Source organism: Bradyrhizobium sp. USDA 3256 (genome assembly GCF_054058275.1).
The window spans coordinates 596,096-613,220 of record NZ_JBSSAE010000002.1 but is presented as its reverse complement, the minus strand read 5'-3'; the positions used below and the strand labels follow the sequence as shown (position 1 = coordinate 613,220).

Below are 17,125 nucleotides of genomic sequence, written 5' to 3'. Positions count from 1 at the left end.
TGAAGAACGCGGACGACCGCTGATTTAAGCGATGTTTTAAGCCGGGACAGTTTCAGCAAGCGCCCGGATGATGGCGCGCAAAAGTTCTGCGAACCATCGCAGGAGCAGGCCGAAGTTGTAGCCGGCCGCGGCGAGGACGGCGTTGATGCGGTCGCCGACCCGGCCTTTGAGATAGTTGCGGTCCATGCGGTGCTCGGCCTTGACGTGGCCGATGACGGGCTCGACAGCCGCACGACGCTTCATCTCGCGCCGGATGGAAGCCGTGACGCGGCGGACCGGCCCCGAGATCCAAACCCTGAACCGATGCGGGTGGTTGTGGCCGCGGTACCCTTTGTCGACATGGATGCGGCGAGCCTCCACGCCGGTGAGCTTCTCCATGTCGGCGACCACGGGGCCGAGCGTGTGCCCGTCGAAGGGATTACCATGCAGGGCTTTAGCATGGAGCACGAACTGTCCGCCCTTTGGAGACGTCACGGGTGTGGCAATACTAACCTTGCAGCCGAACTCGTAAGGCGCGCGGGCTTTACCCTTGCCGATGCACTCGACCTCTGGGGCATGTAACGCATAAACCTTTGGACCGCGCTGATGCTGGTCTTGGCTGCGTACCTGCTGCGCTAAACCGAGCAGCGGGTCGAAGCGAGCTTCCAATACCATATCGCCATCAATCTTGCGGCGGATGTCGCGAATGACCCGGCCAAGCCGTGTCCGCAGGAACTTGAGCTGGCGCCGGGCGCGTTTGAACTGGTGAGCGTGGGTATAGCGGCCCACCATGATGGCAGCGCGCTTGGCCAGGCGCAGATAGCTCTGACGCAGCGGCACACGGTTGCGCTTGGCGTGCCCGACGAGCTTGGTGATGGCCCGATGCATCAGCCGTGCGTCGGTCGGATGCGCAACGGCCTTGGGCTGCACCGTGGTATCGACCGCCACCCGCTCCAGGTCCGTAGGGCCGAGGGCGCCAGTCTTGTGCGCCACCGACAGACTTTCCTGGATCAGCGCGACGAGTTGCTCCTCGCCGAGCCGCTGGCGCCAGCGCGTCATCGACGATCGATCGAACGGCAGCCGGTGGCAGAAGCTCAACTCGCCGCAGAAGTATTGGTAATAGGGGTTCTCGATCCAACGGGCGCACAGCACCTCATCCGAGAGATTGTGCATGTGCTTCAGAATGAACAGGCCGGCGACGAGCCGCGTCGGCAGACCAGGCTGCCCCGGACCGGTTTGGCACACCGAACCAAAGCGGTCATCCAGAAACTTCCAGTCAATCAGCGTTGCCAGCCGCACCAGCGGGTGGCCCATGTCGATGATTTGATCGAGCGCAGGAAGCAACAGGTCTTTCTGGCGATCATCCCGCGGTTTGCTCATCGCTTTCCCAATGCCGACGACCCGCCGTCAGGGAATCACGAATCGCTCGAAAGCAAAATCCAAAAACGCAAGAAAGCACAGCCCAACACCCGGCTTTCCTGCAAAATCGAATACTTTATCGAGACAACTTCTGCCTACCTCTCAGGCCGATCTGCATTCTTCACGGACGACTATCGAGAGCAGCAATCGAGCCAACCCGGATCGATTTTTGTGTCATTGCTTGGCCAGCTGGGCATCAGCGGCGACGGTGAAGTCGAGTTCGGTGGCGTTATTCTCGTGGCCGGAACTCGTGTCGACACGATGATCGGACGCGATCGCGACGTAGACCGCCGGCAGCACGAAGAGCGTGAATAGCGTGCCAACAGACATGCCAGCGACGATCACGAGCCCGATTGAGAAGCGGCTCGCCGCACCAGCTCCCGTTGCGGTCAATAGGGGTACCAGGCCCGTGACCATCGCGGCCGTCGTCATCAAGATTGGACGAAGTCGGACGCGCGCCGCCATTTCTATCGCCGCGCGACGGTCGAGTCTCTCCTTGATCTGGAGCTCATTGGCGAACTCAACCATCAGGATCCCGTGCTTGGAAATCAAACCGACCAGCGTCAGCAGTCCAACCTGAGTGTAGATGTTCATCGTCGCCCAGCCAAAGAATAAGGGTATCAAGGCGCCGACGATTGCCATCGGCACACTGATCATAATAATGAGGGGATCGCGCAGACTTTCGAACTGCGCCGCAAGCACCAAGAATATGACGATCAGGGCAAATGCGAAGGTGATGGCCAGTTGGTTACCCTCGTGCAGATATTGCCGGGCGTCGGCAAGGAAGTCGTGGCTGAAGCCTGCGGGCAGCTTCTTTGCCTCCGCTTCCAGGAAGTCCACGGCCTGACCGATCGTGACGCCGGGCATCGGCACGGCTTGAAAGGTCGCGCAGTTGAGCTGGTTGTAGTGGGTGAGCGCGTTCGGATCGGTCGCAGTTTCGATGGAGACTACGGTAGACAACGGGAGCATCGAGCCAGTCGCAGTCTTCACATAATAATTCCCGATCGCTTCCGGCGCCAGGCGTTGCTCCCGTGGCACCTGCGGGATCACCTGGTAGGAGCGGCCCTGCAGATTGAAGCGATTGACGTAGTTTCCGCCAAGCAGAGTGGCGAGCGCGTTACCGATGTTCTGCATGGTGACGCCAAGCTCGTTGGCCTTGGATCGATCGACCTTGATTCGCACCACCGGCTGGTTAAACTCAAGGTCAGAGTCGCTGACCATGAACAGGCCGCTCTTGCGCGCAGCATCCTTCAGCTTCGACATCTGCTCATAGACGGATTGGAAGCCTAGCGTCGAATTGATCACCATCTGCACTGGCAAGCCATCCGAACCACCTGGAAGCGGCGGCAAGCTAAAAGCAAATGCGTTAATGCCTTCGATTTTGGTCAGCTCGGCTTGGACCAAGGACTTTAGCGCGATCGATGATCGCCCGCGCTCGTCCCATGGCTTGAGCAACATGCCGGCCATGCCACCCCGCGAGCCGCTAATACCGTTGAGCACGAAGCTCAAATCAGTCTCGGAAAACTTCTTGAACGCCTTTTCGAGCTTGGCGCCGTAATAGTCGAGGTAGTCGATATTGGCGTATTTCGGCGCTTTGGTCAGTGCGAATACAATCCCTTGATCCTCCTCGGGTGCTAGTTCCTTGGACGTGTGCAAATAGAGAAAGCCGACAAGGCCCAGCATGGTCAGCGCAAACAACCCGGTAATCGGTCGATAATCGAGTGAGCGGTCGAGTTTGCGCCCGTACCAGCGGGTCATGGCGCCGAACACGCGGTTCACAGATCTGGCAAACCGCCCCTCTTCAGCACTCTTCAGGAGGACCGAGCACATCATCGGCGACAGCGTCAAAGCGATCACGCCCGACACGATCACTGCCCCCGCCAGCGTAAACGCAAATTCGTGAAACAGCGCCCCGGTGAGGCCGCCGAGAAAGCCGATTGGGGCGTACACAGCGGCCAATGTAATCGTCATGGAGACAACCGGACCGACGATCTCGCGAGCGCCCCTCGTAGCAGCCTGTAGGGGCGGCGCACCTTCCTCTAGATGGCGGTGAATGTTCTCCACCACGACGATCGCATCGTCGACCACGAGACCGATTGCGAGCACCATCGCAAGGAGGGTCAGGAGATTGAATGAAAATCCCAGCACCAGCATCATGCTGCAGACGCCAACGAGCGACAACGGAATGGTGACGACAGGAATGATGACTGACCGCAGCGATGCCAGGAATAGGAAGATCACCACCACCACGATCACAATGGCCTCAATTAGCGTCTTCTCCACTTCATCAATCGACGATTGAATGAATTTGGTAGAATCGTAGGCCACTTTCATCTTCAGTGATGGCGGCAGGTTACGTTCCATTTCTGGAAACAGAGCCCGAACACCTCGTACTATGTTTAGCGGATTGCCTTGGGGGCTCGCCTGCACGCCGATGAAGACCGCGTGCTCGCCGTTCATGGACACGCTGACATCTGTGGTCTGCGCGGCGAGCTCGATTGTCGCAATATCCTCCATGCGCACAAAGCCGCCGTCATTGGACTTGACGACCATACGCTTGAAGTCATCGACACTGCGCAGGTCGGTGTTCGCCGTGACGTCGGAGATAGTGAAATAGCCCTTGGTCTGGCCGGCCGCGGCCTGGAAGTTGTTGGCGGCGATTGCAGCCGAAACATCAGCGGGCGAAACGCCGTGCCCCGCCATTTTCGCGGCGTCGAGCCATAGCCGCATCGCAAAACTCTGGCCGCCCAAGATGTCTGCCGCCGCGACGCCGTCTACAGTAGACATAACCGGTTGCACGACGCGCGAGAGATAATCGGAGATCGCGCTGGCCGTCAGCTCCTCGCTGGAGAAGGCGATATACATGACAGCGGTGGCCTGCCCGGTTGACTTAGTGACAACCGGATCGTTCGATTCTTTGGGGATCAAATATTTGACAGAGTTAACCTTAGAGAGCACCTCGGTGAGCGCCTCGTTGGGATCGAAATTGAGCTTGATGTAGACTTGAATCGTTGAGGTACCGAGCACCGATGAGGAAGTGACGTAGTCGACGCCCTCTGCGGAAGCGACTGCCTGCTCCAGGGGAGTCGTGATGAATCCCTGAATCATGTCGGCGGAGGCGCCAGGATAGGAGGTCGTTATATTGACGACCGTATTAGATAGCTTGGGATACTGCCGGATCGGCAGAACGGCAGCCGCGCGAAGGCCGATCAGCAGGATCAGGAGACTAACTACGACAGACAAAACCGGACGTTTGATGAAAAGCTCGGTAAATGCCATTTCGACTCGCATTCAAAGAGGGTGACGCAAATTCGCTAGCAAGTCGCGTACGGCCACGGACATCAATGAGACGACTACGGCTAAGGCCTGCAGCATGAGATAAGCGGAAACGACTGCTCTAACGGCTCACACATTCCAAAGCAGAGACAGCCCGCTCCTTCGCTTCACCATCTTCGTTGCCTGGATGAAAGTCGGCCCTGCCATTCGGATCGCTGATCGCGATCTCGGATCGGGGAGCACCTTCTTAGGATAGAGACCCATGTCCTTTTTTGCCGCGCAATCGACCAGAGGTCCGATCCAAGATGTTTCGTCCTCACGCCTGAATGAAACGCAACGACTTCGAGCAAGGTATCAATTCAGCCTAACGCTTCGCACCGACCCGTCGATCGAATGATCCAGCTTCAACATCGAAAGTACAAGCAACCTGACGGCTGCTCAACTCTACGAAGGTAAGCGGGCAATATAGAATAGGCTGCAAACCCTAAACCAAGGTTTGTCGCAACGGAACGCTGGCCGCAGCCGCGCGAGACTGGTGACGTTGCCAGACAGAACGCTCTCGATCCGTTTTGATTCCCAGCACCCACCGCAGTCATCCCGATCGCATCGTTAATACGCTGAACCAACGTCGGCTCCCCGGTGCGCCCCTTGCTGCCGGCTCAAAACGTCGTTCGGAAACCTTGCATTGAACACTTTTCCAGCTCAAGCTCCAGGACCTCGCTTTGAGATCAGCTCATGCTCGGCTTTCTGCTTGGCTTTCGTCATTGCGCCGGCAAGCTGTTCAGTACGTTCTTCTCAACCGTGAGATCCATCTCTCTGCGGGCGTCTTCGAGTTCTCGCTGTTTGTGCAAGTGCTCCGCCTGGTCTCTTTGGACCGCAGCAAGTTTCTCATTGTTGTTTAAGAGCAGCTCGGCCGTTTCTCGGTCTTCGCTATTCTCGGCGCTGGCTCGTCGAATGCTTCTTCGCCGGCATGCATTGGAGGCGCCGCTTTCTGGTTGGCTGCGAGTTCTATCCGCAGAAGCTCCTCGGCCTCTTTCGTTCAGCTCGCTTGCCTGCTGATCCTGGTCCGCCAACTTTAAGATAGGTTATAGTAACTCGACACAGAGGGTTTGGTTCGTTGAAATAGGCCTGATTTGGCTGAGAGCCTTGGATAGGAGCACGCCATTTTGGCGCGAGGCTTTCGGTTATGAACATCCATTTGACGCGGGGCGCGATCGTTTCTCCCAGGGGCGGTCTCGGCGACGAACCCCCCGGGGGGGATTGTCGATGCGACGATCGGCGGCATCTCCGTCGTTGTCTTCATCATCTCGATCTACGTGCCGAGCATCGTGCAGGGCGTCTTCGTCGGCAGCGGCACGGAAGCCGCAAGGCATCCGAATTGGCGGCGCGCTTCGCACCTCATTATCAGACCGTCAGGGCCAGGGCCGCTGGTCACCTCGATCGCGGTAACGACCCCGGCGCAGTTGGCCACGCGAGAATAGGATTGCCGTAGACTGACGTCTTGCTTCCTCGCCAGATGCGATTCACCTCCTGGATCGCAGCATGCAAAAGCGTAGCGTCCGTTGGGAAGCTGATGACCTTCGGGCTGCACGGTGGCGTCGACAGTGACCCGCTTGATCTTGGCTGAATAGTGTGCCGGCCTCGCGCGTCACCCGAAGTCTCTCAAATCACCTCACCGCCCGCGGATCTTCACTTTGAGGTCACGCTCCAGGTGTTGAAGTTGAAGTTCATTCCCCCTGGGGACGAGGTGATCTCGACGCCGTATTGAACGCTACCAACGTTTATATCGCCGAAGTAGCCCTTCGACTTGATCCACTGCAGGATACTCTTGATGTCCACTGTCCCGCTGTTGGTCTTCGAAGTACGCAGGAGCGAGATGACCTTGTGACCGTTGAAGCCTTCAAAAACATTCCAAGTCGCTCCGCCCACGTTGACGTTGGTGTAGACCGGGTCTCTAGCCGCGGATTTGGCAAGAGATCGGTCACGCTTCCTTTGCAGGGTTGCAGCAGCTGCTGCTGCAACCCTGCCCATCGGCGAGATTGGGGTAGCAAGCGGAAAGCCCCTTCGCGGGGAACCAGAACGCAAGAAAATTGACGCCCTTCGCTTGGCGGCAGTTTTCTTGCGTTCTGGGCGGAAGGGGCTTTGAAGCGCGCGAGGGCGAAGCCCTGAGGGGCCTTTGCGGCGGCAGCCGCATAATAAAGCGTCGCGCCAAGGGAGATGGACAAACATACACGCCGGGCTGCTGCAAAGTGTTGCATATGCAAGACGCAAAACAGGGTTTGGCCGTTAAGACGGTCAAGCGTTCCCAACATTCACGCCGGTCGCGGCTGGCGTGATTTAAAGAATCTCTACGAGGGAGCCTGGGTCTCTTCGCGGTCTGATCAGCGCAGTTTCGTCAAGCTGGCCGCATGATAGGGTTCGTTCAGAAGAGGGTGCCGCCATGGGTAGCTCGGCATGTCGATAGAAACATGAGCTATCGCCGCCATCCCGGTCTGCGCGGTCACCATCCCTTCCGTCTCCTCGCGGAGATACCTTTCGGCGTGAACCGAAAGGATTCCTCAGGCAGCTGCGGAGCTGGCCAATTCGCTACCTTCTGTCTTGTTGCTCCAACGGAAATCCTGCTCGTTTATCCACATCCGGTGTAGGACGATGGCTAACTTGCGGGCGACGGCAATGCGCGCTCTGTTGAAGCCGCGCCTTTTGGCAACCTTCATTCCCCAGGCCCTGAGTGTTGACCATTTCCTGCTCGAAGACAGCAAGACGGTGGCGGCCTGAACCAAGTGCACGCGCGTCATGGAGTTGCCAAGCCTGGAAATGCCTTCCTGATAATCCGTCTCTCCTGACTGGTACTGTTTTGGCGTAAGACCGAAATAGGCACCGATATCTTCATCGTTGGAGAAGCGGAGCGGATTATCGACGGCTGTTACAAAGGACAGCGCGATGATCGGTCCGACACCCGGCGCGGTCATCAGCCGCCGGCAGACCGGGTTATCTTTGGAAACCGCTTCCACACGCCGGGTCAGAATGGCCAGGTGCTTGCAGAGGTCCTCGTAGAGGTCGAGGGACGGCATGATCCCATCGCTCAATGTGAGGCCAAGCTCGTCGGCCTTGACGAGAGTCGCCATCACTCGTTCGCGGAAAGTCTTGCTGTTGACGTTGCCGCGGGGCAGAAATCGTCTGAGGCCCAGCGCCCGCTCCCCACACGTCGTTGTTCCAAGTGTAGCCATTGCGTGAGAAGTTCCCGTATGGAGCGCTCGAACTCCAAATCGGAGCCCTTGCTGGTACAGGCACGGCAGACAGTGACCTGGCTTCATTCACAGCCCGCCCAAATAGATTATGATCCTCCTGTCTACAGACGTACCCCGTTTGGCAACCTGGCGAGCCGGCACCGTTTATCCGATTGGAATCCATAATGCTCTCCTTGCTCTTAAGAGTGGCAAAGCCAGTCGCCGATCCGCCCAGCGGGTTGCCCTGGGTTCGTGACCAGTTCAGTCAAAGGCGGCATCGGCATCCAGACCAATTTCGAATTCTAGGAAGGTTGGCTTTCGAGAAGCTGACTAGTACCTCAACACAGAGGTTTTAATTCGTTGAAATCGACCTGATTTGGCCGAGGGCCGTGGATAGGTGCGCGCTTTTTTGCGCGAGCCTTTTGGGTTGTAACGACCATTTGACGCTGGCGTGGTCAGCATTGCGCCGTTTCTCCGGTGGTCTGGCAACGAGGCGGGGGAAACTGTCGATGCGCCGATCGAGGCATTTGCGGCGAGAACGCCCATCTCGATCTCAACCATGTTTAGCCAGTTGGGGTGCTTTGGCGGCATAGTGGAACTCTTGGGGTCTCGGCGAGGATCCGCGAAAGCTTGTCAGGACGCACAGCGCGGACCAACTGTCCGCCAATCGTGCCAGCCAATTCCTGATCGTCACTTCAGCTCTTGCGACCCATGCCTGCCTGACCGACCTGCTCGCGGGACAGCCTCTTCTGTTCCTTCGCAAAGGCCCGACATTCATCGACGAGAATTTTGAGGCTGAACACGCATTGTCCCGTACTACCGTCCGATTTGTGCGCCATTGCACGCATGGGCTTCGGAATGGGACCGCGCGCCCTTGCTTGGACGAGCCAAGCACCTTCATGTTGCGATTTACAGATCGGCGGAATGGATCGCCTGGCACAGGGCATCGCGATGCCACGGCAAACAGCGCTACCGCCATCACTTGCACCACGGCTCATCAGTCGCGAAGCCGCCGCCGCTTACGTCTGCGTGTCGCCCAACACGTTTGATGAGATGGTGAAGAACGGCCAAATGCCCCGAGCACGATTGCTCGGGGAGCGGCGTCGGGCTTGGGATGTCCGTCAACTTGACATCGCCATTGATCAACTGCCTTCCGATGGCAATAATACCCGCGTAGACGACACGTGGAATGATGTCGATGCCCCGCAAGCTGCCGCCTCACGTCGAGCGTAATCATGTCAAAGGCCATACGTATCTATCGTTTCGCCGTGGCAAAGGACCTCGCTCTCGTTTGCCGAATGATCCCACGAGCGAAGAATTTATGGTGGCGTACCAAGCCGCGTTGCTCGGCCAATTTGTACCGGTCCGAGATCGGTTTGTGCCGGCTGCGCCTGGCACTATCGCGGCGCTTATTGCTTCCTACATGAAGAGCGCCGAATACATTGGCCTCCGTGACACGAGCAAGACGGGCTACAATGGCCGTCTTGAGACGCTCCGGGTCGAACACGGTCATCGCACAATCGCCGGGCTCTCGCGCGAGCGAGTCATCACTGGCATTCTTCAACCCTATGCGAATCGCCCAGGCGCGGCACTCGATACACTGAAGAAGCTTCGGATACTGATCCGTCACGCGATCAATATCGGATGGCTGAAGCATGATCCGTCATTGGGTATCAAGCGGCCTAAGATCAAGAAAATTCGGTCCTGGACCGACGACGAAATTGAGCAATTCAAAAAATGCTGGCCGCTCGGCACCAAGCAGCGCACTGCGTTTCACCTGTTCCTCAATCTGGGTCAGCGTCGCTCCGACGTAGTCAGGATGGCGCAGACGCACATCACGCCAGAACGCAAGATCAGGATAAAGCAACAGAAGACCGGGCGCGAACTTCTCATCCCGTTGCATCGGGACACCATCGAGGCGCTCGACGCATATGACATGCAACGCGTCGTGATCATTACGACTGCTTATGGCAAGTCCTTCACGGTTGATGGTTTCAGTGGATGGATGCGCGACGCTATCTCGACGGCCGGACTGCCTCTCGATTGCAAGCCGCACGGTCTACGGAAAGCCGCCGGACGTTTGCTCGCCGAAGCCGGCGCAACGGCGAAGATGATCATGTCTGTCCTCGGACACACGACGCTAGCTGAAGCTGAGCGCTACACGGAGGAGGCTGATCAGGCGGCCCTCGCTGAAGACGCGGTGATCAAACTTGAAGGACACAACGCGAACAGGATTCCCCAAACCACTTCCGCAGGTTTGGGGAAAACGCCGAAAACCAAAGGGAAATCAAGTCGAAAGGTGCGAGGCTGGCGCTCCCTAGGGGAATCGAACCCCTGTTTCAGCCTTGAGAGGGCCGCGTCCTAACCGCTAGACGAAGGGAGCGTTGAGACGAAAGGCAATAGCCTCGAAATCCGGCGGCCGCAAGATGCCTTGTGCATTGCGGCGGGGATTTTGTCAGCCATGCTTTACGAACCCCGGGGGCATCCGGCGCCATACCTCTGGATTCCGGGTTCATCGCCGCGCGATGCCCTCAGGCGCGCAATTGCGCACCGGGGAAGACGGTGCCGGGCGCAATGCCGCGCGTGCCTTGCCCGAGCGCGTCGCACCTGCACGCGACAGTGGCACCGCCCTCGCGATTGCATGATGGCCACCCTGAGATGTCATGTCGTCGTCGTGCACGGCCCTGCTTTCGCCAAATGGCAATGCAAAACACTTGGCTGTGAAGTCACCCGGCGTCCGTCTCTGCTAACATCGCAGCCCTTCACCATGCTGCGCCCCGCACGGCGCCGGACAAGCGAGAGGAGTGCTTGGAACAAAGCGCAAGCGCTTGACGGCCTTGGCGCACAGCAGATTTGGCTCACGAATATCTTGGCACAACAAACATCAGCGCGGTCGCAGGCCATGGAAGACGTTCCGCACCTCGCGCCGCACAGGTCAATAGCTTAAGCAGAGCGAGGACAGACCATGATCAAACTAAAAATCAACGGCCAGGAACAGAATTGGGACGGCGACCCGGATCTTTCGCTGCTCTGGTATCTCCGTGACGAAGCAGGCCTCACGGGTACCAAGTTCGGCTGCGGCCAGGCGCTGTGCGGCGCCTGCACCGTGATCGTCGACAAGGAGGCGGTCCGCGCCTGCATCACCTCGGTCTCCGACGTCGTCGGCCGCGAGGTCACCACCATCGAGGGGCTGCATCCGACCGGCGACCATCCGGTGCAGAAGGCCTGGCGCCAGGTCAACGTGCCGCAGTGCGGCTACTGCCAGGCCGGCCAGATCATGCAGGCCGCGGCGCTGCTGGACCAGAACCCGAAGCCAAGCCACGACCAGATCCGCGAAGCCATGGCGGGCAATATCTGCCGCTGCGGCTGCTACCAGCGGATCGAGAATGCCGTCCATCTCGCATCGACGGGGGTGTGACATGAATATCCGCACCAACCCCAGCAAGCTTCGCGGCTTCGAGAAGCACGTGAAGGTCGAGAACGTTTCGCGCCGCAGCATCCTCAAGGGGCTCGGCATCGCCGGCTCTTTCGTGCTCGCCGCCCCCGTGATGACGCGCCAGGCGTTCGCCTATGAGACCGGTGCCGGCAAGATGCCGCACGGCGTCGTGGTCGACCCGCGCGTGTTCGTCGCGATTGCCCCCGACGGCATCGTCACCATCCTGGCGCACCGCTCCGAGATGGGCACCGGCGTGCGCACCAGCCTGCCCTTGATCGTCGCCGAGGAGATGGAGGCCGACTGGTCGCGCGTCCATGTCCAGCAGGCGCATGGCGACGAGGTCAAGTTCGGCAACCAGGACACCGACGGCTCGCGCAGCACGCGGCACTATCTGATTCCGATGCGCCAGATCGGCGCCTCGGCGCGCTCGATGCTGGAAGCCGCCGCCGCCAAGAGATGGGGCGTGCCGGTCACCGAGGTGAAGGCGCAGAACCACGAGGTGGTGCATAGCGCGAGCGGCCGCAAGGCCGGCTTCGGCGAACTCGCTGCCGACGCCGCGAAGGAGTCGGTGCCCAGCGTCGAGGGCCTCAAGCTGAAGGACCCCAAGGACTTCCGCTATCTCGGCAAGGGCCAGGTCTCGATCGTCGACCTGCACGACATCACCACCGGCAAGGCGCATTACGGCGCCGATGTCCGCCTGCCCGGCCTGAAATACGCCGTGATCGCGCGTCCGCCGGTCACCGGCGGCAAGCTCAAGTCGTTCGACGACAGCGCGGCCAAGAAGGTGCCGGGCGTCGAGAAGGTGATGGAGGTGAAGGGCTGGCCGTGGCCGTCCAAGTTCCAGCCGCTCGGCGGCGTGGCCGTGATCGCGCGCAACACCGGCGCCGCGATCAAGGGCCGCGACGCGCTGAAGATCGTCTGGGACGACGGCGCCAACGCCAAATACGACTCCGTCACCTATCGTGCCTCGCTCGAGGAAGCCGCGCGCAAGCCCGGCCTCGTGGTGCGCAAGGAAGGCGACGTCGATGCGGCCTTGAAGAGCGCCGACAAGGTGATAACGGGCGAATACTATCTGCCGCATCTCGCCCATGTCAGCATGGAGCCGCCGGTCGCGGTGGCCGACGTCAAGGGCGACAAGGCCACGATCTGGGCGCCGGTGCAGAGCCCCGGCGGCACCCGCGAGGATGTCGCCAAGACGCTCGGCATCCCCGAGGACAATGTCACCGTCAACGTGACGCTGCTCGGCGGCGGCTTCGGCCGCAAGTCGAAATGCGACTTCGCGCTCGAGGCGGCATTGCTGTCGAAGGAGCTCGGCGCGCCGGTCAAGGTGCAGTGGACGCGTGAGGACGACGTGCATCACGACTTCCTGCACACCGTCTCGGTGGAACGGATCGAGGCCGGTCTCGACAAGAGCGGCAAGGTGATTGCGTGGCGGCACCGCAGCGTGGCGCCGACCATCGCCTCGACCTTCGCCGCCGGCGCCAATCACGAAGCGCCGTTCGAACTCGGCATGGGCCTGATCGACAACCCGTTCGAGATCGCCAACCTGCAGTGCGAGAATCCGGAAGCGGCCGCGTTCACGCGGATCGGCTGGTTCCGCTCGGTCTCCAACATCCCGCGCGCCTTCGCGGTACAATCCATGGTCGGGGAAATCGCGCATGCGACGGGCCGCGACCAGAAGGAGATGCTGCTGGAGCTGATCGGAAGCCCGCGGATCGTCAACCTGTCCTCGGTGAAGGATCCCTGGAACTACGGCGAGCCCTATGACAGCTACCCGATCGACACCGCGCGCTTGCGCAAGGTGGTCGAGCTGGTCGCCGAGAAGGGCGAGTGGGGCCGCAAGGTGCCGAAGGGCCACGGCCTTGGCATCGCGGTGCACCGCTCGTTCGTCAGCTACATCGCGACCATCGTCGAGGTGGCGGTCGACGACAAGGGCAAGTTCTCGGTGCCGCGGGTCGACACCGCGATCGATTGCGGCACCTATGTCAATCCGGAACGGATCCACTCGCAGATCGAGGGCGCTGCGATCATGGGACTGAGCCTCGCCAAATACGGCGAGATCAGCTTCAAGGACGGCAAGGTGCAGCAGGGCAATTTCGACGACTTCCCGGTGATCCGGATGGACGAGTCGCCTGCGATCACCAACGTCCACATCGTGCCGCCCGGCGCCGACACCCCGCCGAGCGGCGTCGGCGAGCCCGGCGTGCCGCCGTTCGCGCCGGCACTGATCAACGCGATCTTTGCCGCGACCGGAAAGCGCATCCGCGCCCTTCCGATCGGCAAGCAGCTGGAGACCTGACGCTGGAACGTTAGACGAGACGGGCCGTTCTCATCGATCGCGCTTTAGAGGAAGCAGATCGATGAGAACCCCGCCTCAGACATTCGGGACGCTCGCGGCAGCCTTGTCCGCGGGCGTCTTTCTTTTTGCGACACAGGCTGCACTCGCACAAACCGCCTCGCCGCCAAACGCAACGGCGACGCGTCCGGCGCGGGTGCTGCCCGACCAGAACTCGGTTCCAAGCAGCGGCCCGCCAGCGACCACCGGCCAGACCACCGGCGAGGCCAGCCGCGATCCCACGATCAAGCAGATGAACGACGACGAGAAGCGGAAGGTCGACACCAAGGGCAAATAGCGCAAGCGCGGACCGGGAAGCGGCGGTCTCCCCATCCGCCGCTTCCCGATCGCATCGCCCCCTATTGGTAAGAAGCGTTTTCGAACGAACGAACACCGTTTCGCTTGCAGAAAACGCGTCATGAGAGCCGGAGCTTCGGTCCTTCAATCAGGACCGAAGCTCGGATCACGTGGCTTACTTCTTGTCGAGCGCGAACACCCAGATCACGCCGCCTTGCGGGACGTTGTTCTCGAAGCCCTTGACCTTGCCGGCCAGAGCATCCTGGATGCGTTGCGCGTCGACGCCCCAACCCGACTGGACCGCGATGTATTGCGTTCCGTCGACCTCATAGGACATCGGCATCGCCATGATGCCGGAGTTGGTCTTCTGCTCCCACAACAGCTCGCCGGTCTTGGCGTTGAAGATGCGGAACATCCGGTCGTTGGTGCCGCCGGCGAGAACCAGGTCGCCCGCGGTCGCCGTCACCGAGCCGAACAGCTGCGAGGTCTTGAAGTCGTGCTGCCAGACCTTCTTGCCGGTGGCCGGATCCCACGCCTGCAACTCGCCGAAATGATCGGCGTTCGGCGCCGGCGTCAGTCCGATGTCCTCCGGCTTGGTGCCGAGCCAGAGCTGGCCGGGTACCAGCGGCTGCTTCTCGCCGGTGAAGCCGCCGCAGAAGTTCTCGTTGGCGGGAACGTAGACGAGCTTGGTGCTCTGGCTGTACGCCGCCGACGGCCAATCCTTGCCGCCCCACAGCGACGGGCAGAACTCGACCCGCTTGCCGATCACCGGCTTGTGCTCGGGATCGACGATCGGCCGGCCGGTCTCGGCCTCGATGCCCTTCCAGACATTGGTCTTCACGAACGGCCAGCCGGACACGTAGTTGATCTTGTCGGGCTTGTTCTCGAGTATCCAGAAGATCGCGTCGCGTCCCGGGTGGATCAGGCTCTTGAACGACCGTCCGTCACGCTGCAGGTCGACCAGCATCGGCGCGTCGACCTCGTCCCAGTCCCAGGAATCGTTCTGGTGATACTGGAAGTGCTTCTTGATCTTGCCGGTCTCGGGATCGAGACCGATCACCGAGCTGGTGTAGAGGTTGTCGCCGGCGTGAGCCGAGCCCGGCCACGGCGCAGCGTTGCCGACGCCCCAGAGGATCGTCTTGTTGTCCTTGTCGTAGGTGCCGGTCATCCAGGCCGATCCGCCGCCCGACTTCCAGTCGTCGCCGCTCCAGGTCTCGTGCCCGGGCTCGCCCTCGCCGGGGATGGTGAAGGTGCGCCAGAGCTCCTTGCCGCTCTCGGCATCGTAGGCGACCACATAGCCGCGCACGCCGAACTCGCCGCCGGAGCCACCGACGATCACCTTGCCGTCGACCACCAGCGGCATCAGCGTCAGGTATTGACCCTTCTTGTAGTCCTGGACCTTGGTGTCCCAGACCACCTTGCCGGTCTTGGCATCGAGCGCGACGACATGGTCGTCGGTGGTGGCGAAGTAGACCTTGTCCTGCCACAGGCCGACGCCACGGCTGGTCGGATGCAGTTGGAACAGATCGTCGGGAAGCTGCCGCTTGTAGCGCCAGTACTCCTCGCCGGTCTTGGCGTTGAGCGCGATCACCTGCCCCATCGGGGTCGCGGCGAACATCACGCCATTGTTGACGATCGGCGGCGCCTCATGGCCCTCGATGACGCCGGTCGAGAAGGTCCAGACCGGCTTGAGGTTCTTGACGTTGGAGGTGTTGATCTGGTTGAGCGGACTGTACCCCTGTCCGTCATAGGTCCGGCGATACAGCATCCAGTTGCCGGGTTCGGGATTTTCGAGACGCGCTGAGGTCACCGAACTGTAGTTTTCGATCGGCCCCGCGACGGCATAGGTCGAAATGAGGCACGTGAATGCGACACAACTCGACAGTAACCACTGCTTGCTTGTCATGAGATGCTACCTCCCTGCTCTGTTTTGATTTTTCAATTTTATTTTGAGCATGATCTTTTCGGAAAACCGCATCGCACTTTTCCGGATCATGCTTTAGGTCGTGCAGAAATCCCGATGTGGCCTCATCCTCCCTGCTGAGCACCCACCTTTCCGACGAATGGCGCTGCGACCGTGATCGCGCCGTCGGCAACCGTCAGCGGCAATGCCGCGAGGCGACGTGGCGCCGGCCCGAACACGACCTGCGCATTCTGCCGCGGATCGTATTCGGAGTTGTGACAGAGGCATTTCAGGACGTTCTTGTCGCCCTGCTCTTCCTTCAACCAGGCGGTGATCGGACATCCGGCATGCGTGCAAACGACCGAGTAGCAGACGATGCCGTCAGGGGCGCGGGCGCGCGTGGCATCGTCGAGTTCGTTCGGATCGAGCTTGACCAGCACGACCTCGTTCAGCCGCGAGCCCTTGCGGACGACCGAGGTGTTCGGGTCCTGCGGCCAGGCGCGAATGGGCGGGCCGCCCAAGGTCAGATCTTCCGACTTGATGACCTGGCCGGCCTTGTCGCCCTCGGCGCGCACGAGCCGATCGGCTTTTTGCGGCCGCTCATTGGCGCCGGGCTGTTCGTCATCGTCGGCGGCCGCAGGCTCGATCGCGGCGAGACAGGCGCAGCTCGCGAGCGCGGTCAACACCGCGCGGCGCGTCGGGTCGGCGCACGAGCCCGATACATCGGACTCACCAGACTGTTCGATGGAAGCGCTGGGGTTGGATCGCGACATGGCGCAAGCTGAACGTGCAACTCGGCCGAAAAGATGGCGGCACACCTTCTCGATGCGCGAATGCATGCGCAAAAAATACGCTGCAGCTTTCGGTTGATCGACTGCCCGGCTTCGCGATCGCTGCGATCAGGGCTCGTTGACGAAGCTCAGCCTGCCGACAGGTTTCAGCGTCTTTGCATCAAATGTGCGGATCTCTGTTGCACCGCCCACATCAAGCGTGAGGACCAATCGTTCGCCGGCGACGCCGGTGGCGACGATGCGCGCGCCTTTCGGCAGCGCAGCAGTGACGTCGGAAACGGAAACGGGGCTTCCCTCGCTGCGATAAAGGCGGTAGCCGATGGCAATCAATACGACGGCCACGGCCAGTGCCGAGGTCAGGCCCGCGATCAGCATCATGCGCCGCACCCGCGCGATCAGCGCGGCCTGGTCGGGGGTCGGTTCGGTCACAGCGGTGTCGGTCATCACAAGGCTCTATCTTTG

11 protein-coding genes, 1 tRNA gene and 2 pseudogenes are annotated in these 17,125 nt (G+C 60.6%); 5 read left to right on the top strand and 9 right to left on the bottom strand.

The features are described 5' to 3' along the window. Positions 1 to 36: 36 nt before the first annotated feature. The 5 genes and pseudogenes from ACVWY5_RS04580 to ACVWY5_RS04560 all read right to left on the bottom strand — a co-directional run bounded on the left by ACVWY5_RS04580 (position 37) and on the right by ACVWY5_RS04560 (position 7,901). Complete coding sequence (locus ACVWY5_RS04580; RefSeq protein ID WP_028333171.1) at positions 37 to 1,359, bottom strand: IS5 family transposase; 1,323 nt, start codon at positions 1,357 to 1,359, stop codon at positions 37 to 39. Between the two features lie 213 nt (positions 1,360 to 1,572). Continuing rightward, positions 1,573 to 4,677 carry a multidrug efflux RND transporter permease subunit gene (locus ACVWY5_RS04575; RefSeq protein ID WP_028333170.1) on the bottom strand — a complete coding sequence of 1,035 codons (3,105 nt, stop codon included), beginning with the start codon at positions 4,675 to 4,677 and terminating at the stop codon, positions 1,573 to 1,575. Between the two features lie 1,444 nt (positions 4,678 to 6,121). After that, positions 6,122 to 6,338 (bottom strand): annotated as a pseudogene (locus ACVWY5_RS04570) (IS5/IS1182 family transposase); the annotation flags it as partial. Positions 6,339 to 6,363: 25 nt separating this feature from the next. Then, positions 6,364 to 6,705, bottom strand: a complete 342-nt coding sequence (locus ACVWY5_RS04565; RefSeq protein WP_028333169.1) for a GH12 family glycosyl hydrolase domain-containing protein — start codon at positions 6,703 to 6,705, stop codon at positions 6,364 to 6,366. 527 nt (positions 6,706 to 7,232) lie between these two features. Further along, on the bottom strand, positions 7,233 to 7,901 hold the full coding sequence (locus tag ACVWY5_RS04560) for a transposase (protein ID WP_431016650.1): 669 nt from the start codon (positions 7,899 to 7,901) through the stop codon (positions 7,233 to 7,235). A gap of 924 nt (positions 7,902 to 8,825) precedes the next feature. Here ACVWY5_RS04560 and ACVWY5_RS04555 point away from each other — a divergent pair. After that, the gene (locus ACVWY5_RS04555; protein WP_310885476.1) at positions 8,826 to 9,134 is read left to right on the top strand and encodes a helix-turn-helix transcriptional regulator; all 309 of its coding nucleotides are present in this window, start codon (positions 8,826 to 8,828) and stop codon (positions 9,132 to 9,134) included. Beyond that, positions 9,091 to 10,020, top strand: a pseudogene (locus tag ACVWY5_RS04550) (tyrosine-type recombinase/integrase); the annotation flags it as partial. The gene ACVWY5_RS04555 and the pseudogene ACVWY5_RS04550, both read left to right, overlap by 44 nt. 189 nt (positions 10,021 to 10,209) lie before the next feature. Here the strand turns inward: ACVWY5_RS04550 and ACVWY5_RS04545 are convergent. Further along, positions 10,210 to 10,284: transfer RNA gene (locus tag ACVWY5_RS04545), tRNA-Glu, on the bottom strand. A gap of 582 nt (positions 10,285 to 10,866) precedes the next feature. Here ACVWY5_RS04545 and ACVWY5_RS04540 point away from each other — a divergent pair. The 3 genes from ACVWY5_RS04540 (at position 10,867) to ACVWY5_RS04530 (ending at position 13,970) form a co-directional block, all read left to right on the top strand. Then, positions 10,867 to 11,319 carry a (2Fe-2S)-binding protein gene (locus ACVWY5_RS04540; RefSeq protein WP_028333166.1) on the top strand — a complete coding sequence of 151 codons (453 nt, stop codon included), beginning with the start codon at positions 10,867 to 10,869 and terminating at the stop codon, positions 11,317 to 11,319. A 1-nt stretch (position 11,320) separates the two neighbouring features. Beyond that, positions 11,321 to 13,636 (top strand): molybdopterin cofactor-binding domain-containing protein, encoded by a 2,316-nt coding sequence (locus tag ACVWY5_RS04535; protein WP_028333165.1) that lies wholly within the window; start codon positions 11,321 to 11,323, stop codon positions 13,634 to 13,636. A 61-nt stretch (positions 13,637 to 13,697) separates the two neighbouring features. Next, a complete protein-coding gene (locus ACVWY5_RS04530; protein WP_028333164.1) occupies positions 13,698 to 13,970 on the top strand; it encodes a hypothetical protein in 273 nt (90 codons plus the stop codon). A gap of 174 nt (positions 13,971 to 14,144) precedes the next feature. Here the strand turns inward: ACVWY5_RS04530 and ACVWY5_RS04525 are convergent, their stop codons facing one another. The 3 genes from ACVWY5_RS04525 to ACVWY5_RS04515 all read right to left on the bottom strand — a co-directional run bounded on the left by ACVWY5_RS04525 (position 14,145) and on the right by ACVWY5_RS04515 (position 17,107). Then, positions 14,145 to 15,875 carry a methanol/ethanol family PQQ-dependent dehydrogenase gene (locus tag ACVWY5_RS04525; protein WP_028333163.1) on the bottom strand — a complete coding sequence of 577 codons (1,731 nt, stop codon included), beginning with the start codon at positions 15,873 to 15,875 and terminating at the stop codon, positions 14,145 to 14,147. Between the two features lie 122 nt (positions 15,876 to 15,997). Then, positions 15,998 to 16,645: a Rieske (2Fe-2S) protein gene (locus ACVWY5_RS04520; RefSeq protein WP_028333162.1), complete on the bottom strand. Its 648-nt coding sequence runs from the start codon at positions 16,643 to 16,645 to the stop codon at positions 15,998 to 16,000. A 126-nt stretch (positions 16,646 to 16,771) separates the two neighbouring features. Beyond that, a complete protein-coding gene (locus ACVWY5_RS04515; RefSeq protein WP_028333161.1) occupies positions 16,772 to 17,107 on the bottom strand; it encodes a hypothetical protein in 336 nt (111 codons plus the stop codon). Between the last annotated feature and the right edge of the window lie 18 nt (positions 17,108 to 17,125).

Excerpts from the sequence above, each read along its gene's own strand:
- ACVWY5_RS04530 (WP_028333164.1), top strand. The coding sequence starts at position 13,698 with ATGAGAACCCCGCCTCAGACATTCGGGACGCTCGCGGCAGCCTTGTCC.
- ACVWY5_RS04575 (WP_028333170.1), bottom strand. The coding sequence starts at position 4,677 with ATGGCATTTACCGAGCTTTTCATCAAACGTCCGGTTTTGTCTGTCGTA.
- ACVWY5_RS04535 (WP_028333165.1), top strand. The coding sequence starts at position 11,321 with ATGAATATCCGCACCAACCCCAGCAAGCTTCGCGGCTTCGAGAAGCAC.
- ACVWY5_RS04565 (WP_028333169.1), bottom strand. The coding sequence starts at position 6,705 with ATGGGCAGGGTTGCAGCAGCAGCTGCTGCAACCCTGCAAAGGAAGCGT.
- ACVWY5_RS04525 (WP_028333163.1), bottom strand. The coding sequence starts at position 15,875 with ATGACAAGCAAGCAGTGGTTACTGTCGAGTTGTGTCGCATTCACGTGC.
- ACVWY5_RS04580 (WP_028333171.1), bottom strand. The coding sequence starts at position 1,359 with ATGAGCAAACCGCGGGATGATCGCCAGAAAGACCTGTTGCTTCCTGCG.
- ACVWY5_RS04540 (WP_028333166.1), top strand. The coding sequence starts at position 10,867 with ATGATCAAACTAAAAATCAACGGCCAGGAACAGAATTGGGACGGCGAC.
- ACVWY5_RS04520 (WP_028333162.1), bottom strand. The coding sequence starts at position 16,645 with ATGTCGCGATCCAACCCCAGCGCTTCCATCGAACAGTCTGGTGAGTCC.
- ACVWY5_RS04560 (WP_431016650.1), bottom strand. The coding sequence starts at position 7,901 with ATGGCTACACTTGGAACAACGACGTGTGGGGAGCGGGCGCTGGGCCTC.
- ACVWY5_RS04515 (WP_028333161.1), bottom strand. The coding sequence starts at position 17,107 with ATGACCGACACCGCTGTGACCGAACCGACCCCCGACCAGGCCGCGCTG.
- ACVWY5_RS04555 (WP_310885476.1), top strand. The coding sequence starts at position 8,826 with ATGGATCGCCTGGCACAGGGCATCGCGATGCCACGGCAAACAGCGCTA.